The sequence below is a fragment of the uncultured Caballeronia sp. genome (genome assembly GCF_964243625.1).
Classification (GTDB): Bacteria; Pseudomonadota; Gammaproteobacteria; order Burkholderiales; family Burkholderiaceae; genus Caballeronia.
This window is the reverse complement of record NZ_CAXTGZ010000454.1, coordinates 1-4,984: the sequence shown is the minus strand read 5'-3', so window position 1 is coordinate 4,984 and position 4,984 is coordinate 1. Positions and strand designations below refer to the sequence as shown.

General features: G+C 59.9%; 5 protein-coding genes. 1 reads left to right on the top strand and 4 read right to left on the bottom strand.

Translation table 11 applies throughout. The features are described 5' to 3' along the window. Positions 1-95 precede the first annotated feature (95 nt). Positions 96-569 carry a DUF2147 domain-containing protein gene (locus ACFFAR_RS24475; protein WP_061999629.1) on the top strand — a complete coding sequence of 158 codons (474 nt, stop codon included), beginning with the start codon at positions 96-98 and terminating at the stop codon, positions 567-569. 71 nt (positions 570-640) lie between these two features. Here the strand turns inward: ACFFAR_RS24475 and ACFFAR_RS24470 are convergent, their stop codons facing one another. From ACFFAR_RS24470 to odhB, 4 genes are all read right to left on the bottom strand, one after another. Then, positions 641-1,108 carry a transposase gene (locus tag ACFFAR_RS24470; RefSeq protein ID WP_119024643.1) on the bottom strand — a complete coding sequence of 156 codons (468 nt, stop codon included), beginning with the start codon at positions 1,106-1,108 and terminating at the stop codon, positions 641-643. A gap of 163 nt (positions 1,109-1,271) precedes the next feature. After that, positions 1,272-2,369 (bottom strand): cell division protein ZapE, encoded by a 1,098-nt coding sequence (zapE, locus tag ACFFAR_RS24465; RefSeq protein WP_062000890.1) that lies wholly within the window; start codon positions 2,367-2,369, stop codon positions 1,272-1,274. 103 nt (positions 2,370-2,472) lie between these two features. Then, entirely contained in the window at positions 2,473-3,903 is a 1,431-nt protein-coding gene (gene lpdA / locus ACFFAR_RS24460) for a dihydrolipoyl dehydrogenase (RefSeq protein ID WP_061999630.1), read from the bottom strand. Positions 3,904-4,018: 115 nt separating this feature from the next. Continuing rightward, positions 4,019-4,984 (bottom strand): 2-oxoglutarate dehydrogenase complex dihydrolipoyllysine-residue succinyltransferase (odhB, locus tag ACFFAR_RS24455; RefSeq protein WP_375508613.1); only part of this gene is annotated, 966 nt, incomplete at its 5' end.

The following is a 4,984-nucleotide window of genomic DNA, read 5'->3' as shown; positions in this document are numbered from 1 at the left end:
CAAACGTCCTTGTTGCTTTGACGTATTCTGTGCGCCAAACAATGGCGCATGAAGCGGCCAACACATCAAGAGACGTTTCACCTCCAGGAGGAAGCATGACGAGTACGACTGAGCGCGCGCATCGGCAATTCAAACGCATCTTGCTGGCCGGCGCATTGCTCGCATCGGCTGCAAGTACGCTTGCACAGGCGGCATCGCCGGCGGGACTCTGGCAAACCATCGACGATGCAACCGGCCAGCCCAAAGCCGTGGTTCAAATCGTCCAGGAAAGCGACGGCACGCTTTCCGGCAAGATCCTCGAGGGGATTGGCAGCAACAATGACCCTACCCGCCGGTGCACAGCCTGCACCGATTCACGCAAGGATCAATTGGTCAAGGGCATGACGATCATCAACGGCATGAAGCCTGATGGCGATGCGTGGGATGGTGGCCAGATTCTCGACCCGGAGAACGGCAAGTCGTACAAGTGCAAGATGCATCTCGACGACGACGGCCAGAAGCTCGTGGTCCGCGGGTATATTGGGGTGTCGCTGCTTGGGCGCTCGCAGACCTGGATCAGGCAGCAATAAACTTGTGCGGCTTTGATGCAGAAAAATCCGGCTGCAGATTCAGATCTACAGCCGGGTTTCTATTTGCACGATTACGCTGCGCGACGCGCGCCGTCGGTGTAATCTGCCGGCGCCGGATTGGGCGCCTGCACGATCGGAACGAACACCACACGGGCATCACCATTCACTGATGCGCCAGTTACCGGATCGGCTACGTGATCGCCAAGGCCTGCGGGCAGTTCAACTGGCACGCGCATACGCGATGTCATCAGCGAATACAGACCTTCACTCGCGCCGCCAAACAACTGCTGCATCACACGAGCCAGTACGCCCGAATCATGCCACGCCTTGAAGCGGCGATGACACGTCTGGTACGACGGATATTTGCGCGGCAGCGTGGACCATGAAGCACCGCTGTACATCACCCACAACACGCCGTTGAGCACGGCGCGGGTGTTGGCGAGCGGCCGGCCGCGCAACTCTGAACGGGGACGCAATTCGGGCAGAAGCGGCGCCACCAATTGCCATTCTTCGTCGGACATATCGCGGTAAGGCTTCATGGTTTCCTCCAATCACAAGTAAGTGATTAGAAGATACCCATCCGCCCGAAACGCCGGTATCAGACATGTCCGAATCTTGAAATAGCGCGCCAAGCCTTGCAGCACTAACCTGACGACGAAATTATGAGTCTCGCATTGTCGACTGTCCTGTCGGCTGACGTCATCAGGTCAGCGACGTATCGACGAGCCTGCGTTCGGACTCCAGATATTCCTTGGACTGCATCTCCGTGATCCGCGAGACCGTGCGCGCAAATTCGTTCGCCATTGGACCTTCCACGTACAACTCTTCGGCCGGCACTTCGGCCGACATCAAGAGCTTCACCTTGTGGTCATAGAACACATCGATCAGCCACGTAAAGCGGCGCGCCTCCGACGCATTGCGCGGCGACATCTTCGGGACTTCGGACAGGATGACCGCGTGAAAGCGGCTCGCCAGTTCGAGGTAGTCGTTCTGCGATCGCGGGCCGCCGCAGAGCGTGGCGAAGTCGAACCAGACAACGCCATCGGCTTTGCGCAACGCCTTCAGTTCACGCTTCTCGATACGCAGGATCGGGCTTTCGTCGGGCACGGCGGCGAGCTTCGCAAAGTCGGCGCGCAGCGCCTGGTCAGCGGCCGCACCGAGCGGCGTATGGTAGGCCTTCACTTGCGACAACGTGCGCTTGCGATAATCCGTGCCGGCATCGACATTGATCACGTCGAGCTTCGACTTGATCAGCTCGATGGCAGGCAGCAACCGGTCACGATGCAAACCATCGGGATACAACAAATCCGGGTCATAGTTCGACGTCATCACGAACTGCACGCCCGCGCCAAACAAACGGTCGAGCAGGCGATACAGGATCATGGCATCGGCGATATCGGAGACGTGAAACTCGTCAAAGCAGATCAGCCTGTACCGCTTGGCTACGCGCCGCGCGAGTTCATCGAGCGGATCGGCCGTGCCCTTCAGTTCTTCCAGTTCGCGATGCACCTCGCGCATGAACTCGTGAAAATGAAGACGCGTCTTGCGCTGCACCGGCACGACCGCAAAGAAGCTGTCCATCAAAAAGCTCTTGCCGCGCCCCACGCCGCCCCACATGTACACGCCGCGCGGCAAGTCCGGGCGCGAGATCAGCTTCTTGAACGCGTTAGAACGGCGCGCCTTGTACGCGACCCATTCGTCGTAGCAGCGCTGCAGACGTTCGACCGCCGCGAGTTGGGCGGCGTCCGACTGATAACCCCGCGTCTCTAGTTCGTGTTCGTAGTATTCGGTGACGTTCATGGTGCGCGGTTTCAAGGCCAGGGAGACTGAAGACGACGGACAAAACAAAGGCGAGCGGGATAACTCCCGCCCGCCTTCGTCATGCTGCTCAAACCTGCTGCAATTACATGTTGAGCGCGCGCTTGTCGACGGCGAGCGCGGCTTCGCGCATCACTTCCGACAACGACGGATGCGGATGGCAGATCCGGCCGATATCTTCCGATGCCGCCTTGAACTCCATCGCCACAACCGCTTCGGCGATCAGGTCCGACGCATTGGCCGCAATGATGTGGCAACCGAGCAATTCGTCGGTCTTGGCGTCGGCGATCATCTTCACGAAACCGTCCGCCTTGCCAATGCCGAGTGCGCGACCATTGGCCATCATCGGGAACTGGCCGGTCTTGATCTCGCGGCCTTCGGCCTTGAGCTGCTGTTCCGTCTTGCCGACCCACGCAATTTCCGGTTCGGTGTAGATCACCCACGGAATGCAGTTGTAGTCGATATGCGGCTTCTGACCGTCGATGATCTCGGCCACCAGCACGCCTTCGTCTTCCGCCTTGTGCGCGAGCATCGGGCCACGCACCACGTCGCCGATTGCGTACACGTTCGGCACGCTCGTCGCGCAGTGGTCATCAACGGGAACAAAACCGCGTTCGTCCGTCTTGAGGCCGATTGCTTCCAGGCCGAGATTGTCCGTATTCGGCACGCGGCCGATCGACACGATCAAACGGTCGGCGTCGAGCGTTTGCGCGTTGCCGTCCTTGTCCGTGTACGCCACCGAGACACTCGAATCGGTCGTCTTCACTTCGCCGATCTTCACGCCGAGATGAATGTCGAGACCTTGCTTCTTGAACTGCTTCGCGGCTTCTTTCGAAAGCGATTCGTCGCATGCGCCGAGGAACGCGGGCAACGCTTCGAGCACCGTCACGCTGGCACCCAGGCGACGCCACACCGAACCCAGTTCCAGACCGATCACGCCGGCGCCGATCACGGCCAGCTTCTTTGGCACCGAATCAAATGTCAGCGCGCCTTCGTTGTCCGACACGATCTTGTTGTCGACCGGAATGGCCGGCAGGTGACGCGCCTTCGAACCCGTCGCGATGATCACGTTCTTCGCCGTCACCGTTTCGGTTTCCGCTTCGCCACTCACTTCGATCTGCACGCCGGCGTCCGTCTTGCCGGTGAACTTGCCGTGACCCTTGAGCCACGTGATCTTGTTCTTGCGGAACAGGAATTCGATCCCCTTCGTCATCTTCTCGACAATGCCGTCCTTGCGAGCAAGCATCTTCGAGATATCGAGCTTCACGTCGCCCACGTTGATACCGTGATCGCCGAGGTGATGCGAGACGTTTTCGAACTCTTCCGACGAAGCCAGCAGCGCCTTCGACGGGATGCAACCCACGTTCAGACACGTGCCGCCGAGCTTCAGGGTACCCGCCGGGTTCTTCCAGCTTTCAATACATGCAACCGACTTGCCGAGTTGCGCCGCGCGAATCGCCGCGATGTAACCGCCAGGGCCTGCACCAATCACGACGACATCAAATTCTTTGGACATGACTATCCTTCTCTTGTTGGATACATGGCGCGCCCGAGTCTATCGAGCGTGCCACGAGTCCTAAATAAGGTCTTAATGCTGGATTAAAAGAGCAACTGCGAGGGCACGGCAGGGATCACAGGTCCAGCAGCAAGCGAGCCGGATCTTCCAGCGCATCCTTCATCGCAACCAGCGACAACACCGCTTCACGACCGTCGATGATCCGGTGATCGTAGGACAACGCCAGGTAGTTCATCGGGCGGATCACGATCTGGCCGTTCTCGACCACGGCGCGTTCCTTCGTTGCGTGCACGCCCAGAATGGCCGATTGCGGCGGGTTGATGATCGGCGTCGACAACATGGAGCCGAACACACCGCCGTTCGAGATCGAGAACGTGCCGCCCGTCATTTCTTCGATCGACAGCTTGCCGTCGCGTGCCTTCGCACCGAACTCGGCGATCTTCTTCTCGATCTCGGCGAGGCTCAGTTGATCGGCGTTGCGCAGGATCGGCACCACCAGACCGCGCGGCGAACCGACCGCGATACCGATATCGAAGTAACCGTGATATACGATGTCGTTACCGTCGATCGACGCATTCACCAGCGGGAACTTCTTGAGCGCATGAACGGCGGCCTTCACGAAAAACGACATGAAGCCGAGCTTCACGCCATGTTCCTTCTCGAAGCGGTCCTTGTACTTGTTGCGCAGGTCCATCACCGGCGCCATGTTCACTTCGTTGAACGTGGTCAGGATGGCGTTGGTCTGCTGCGACTCGAGCAGACGCTCGGCAATGCGGGCGCGCAGACGCGACATCGGCACGCGCTGTTCCGGACGGTCCTTCAACCACTGGTCGGCGCCCGGCGCCTTCACGTCCGGCAGGGACGGCTTGGCAGCAGCCGGAGCCTTCGCGGCCGGCGCTTTTGCAGCCGGCGCGGACGCAGCGGCAACAGCCGGCGTGCCTTGCGTGGCGGCCAGTGCATCGCCCTTCGTGACACGGCCATCGCGGCCCGAACCCGATACCTGATCGCTCGAGACGTTCTTCTCTGCCAGGATCTTCGCAGCCGATGGCGAAGCCGAGGTGTTCGAAGCCGAAGCGCTCGC

What these genes read in the sequence shown, in the direction of transcription:
- ACFFAR_RS24475 (WP_061999629.1), top strand. Translation starts at nt 96, where the DNA reads ATGACGAGTACGACTGAGCGCGCGCATCGGCAATTCAAACGCATCTTG.
- ACFFAR_RS24470 (WP_119024643.1), bottom strand. Translation starts at nt 1,108, where the DNA reads ATGAAGCCTTACCGCGATATGTCCGACGAAGAATGGCAATTGGTGGCG.
- zapE (WP_062000890.1), bottom strand. Translation starts at nt 2,369, where the DNA reads ATGAACGTCACCGAATACTACGAACACGAACTAGAGACGCGGGGTTAT.
- lpdA (WP_061999630.1), bottom strand. Translation starts at nt 3,903, where the DNA reads ATGTCCAAAGAATTTGATGTCGTCGTGATTGGTGCAGGCCCTGGCGGT.